We start from the raw sequence: 1,420 nt of genomic DNA, 5'->3' as shown, positions 1-1,420 counted from the left end.
GCTGGTCGGTCAGGTCCTGGATCTGGGCGATGTAGTGTTTCGGAGACCCGTCCGGCTCGCGCACCATCGAGACCGAGAGCCGCCCCCAGACGCATGCGCCGTCCCGCCGCACATAGCGCTTGTCCAAGGTGTAACTGTCGGTGTCCCCGGCCCTCAGCGACCGCAGACGTTCGAGGTCTGCGTCGAGGTCGGCGGGGAACGTCAGGCTCTGGAAGTCGAGCTCGAGCAGTTCCGACGCCGCGTAGCCGACCATCCGGGCAAAGGCCTGGTTGACCCGAAGGAGGCGGCCGTCGAGCCCGACAAGCGCCTTTCCGATCGCAGCCTTCTCAAACGCCACCTCGAACAGGTCGGACTGCTCCCGCCGCGCCGTGATATCGCGCAACACATTGACGAAGCCGACCAGCTCGCCGGCGGCATCGTGCAGCAGCTGCGGAGCGCCCTCGATCCAGGCCCAGCGCCCATCGGCGCACCGGAAGCGGTGTTGACGGTTCGCCCCGTCGACGAGCTCGCCCCGCAGCAACGCCTGGGTGTTTTCGATGAACCTGGGCCGGTCGTCAGGATGGACGAGATCGAGGCCGGTCCGCCCGACGACGTCGTCCGGCGCATAGCCGAACGTCCGCAAGGCCGGCGACGCGTAGGAGATGACGCCGCCCAGGTCGACGCTCACGATGACATCGCCGGCCTGTTCGGCGATCCTGCGGACTGCCTGATCGGTGCCCGAGTGCATCGTTCGTCTCCCAGGACCCGCAGGAAACCGCCCGCTCGAAGGTCCGTAAGTCTCAGGTCGTTACGGCAGCGTTACTCCGCCGGCCGCCCCTTGGCGGCACAGGGCGGCGGCGTTTCAGGTATCGATCCGCCATCTTCAGCGCGGGCTGAGCGTGGTCGAAGTGACCCAGCCACGATTGCCCGTCTCGTCGTCAACCTCCCACCAGACGCCGTCCTTCAGTCCCGTGGGATAGACGAGATCGCCCGCCTGAAAGCCGCGGACTTCGCGAGCCCTCGGGGAAGGCGCGCTGCGCATCGAGGTCGCGCGGGCGACGGTGTGGGCTTGGACGCCGGCCGCAGCCTTCACCTCGTCGCCGGTCGGCGCGCCGCCCTGCATGTACTGGATCAGTTCGACGAAGGCATTGAAGTAGGCTGCCGTGACGACCTTGCCGATATCGGTGTTCGAATAGCCGCCGCCCGCTGCGGCGGCGAAACCGCCCCAGCCACCGCCGCCGGCGCCTGCCTGGAAGGATACGTCAGTCTTCTTCGCGACGCCTTCCGCCACATAGAGTTGCTCGGTGGTCCGGGCGTCCACCAGCGTGATAAGCGCCTGGGCCTCGGACTTCTTGGTCTTCAAACCTCCCGCGATCGCGCCGAACCGTCCCGGCAGCAGCGAGCCCGCCACCGCGCCGACATTGCTGCCGCCGGCGTTCGA

2 protein-coding genes are annotated in these 1,420 nt (G+C 67.9%); both read right to left on the bottom strand.

Annotation, left to right across the window (positions count from 1 at the left end; translation table 11 throughout):
• Positions 1-727, bottom strand: a 727-nt coding sequence (locus QZV94_RS14300; RefSeq protein ID WP_293678584.1) for a PAS domain S-box protein, incomplete at its 3' end; no start/stop codon positions are given.
• Positions 728-862: 135 nt separating this feature from the next.
• Positions 863-1,390 (bottom strand): SH3 domain-containing protein, encoded by a 528-nt coding sequence (locus tag QZV94_RS14295; protein WP_293678583.1) that lies wholly within the window; start codon positions 1,388-1,390, stop codon positions 863-865.
• Between the last annotated feature and the right edge of the window lie 30 nt (positions 1,391-1,420).

It is taken from the genome of uncultured Phenylobacterium sp. (genome assembly GCF_902826855.1).
Lineage (GTDB): Bacteria > Pseudomonadota > Alphaproteobacteria > Caulobacterales > Caulobacteraceae > Phenylobacterium.
This window is presented reverse-complemented; position numbering and strand designations above follow the sequence as displayed.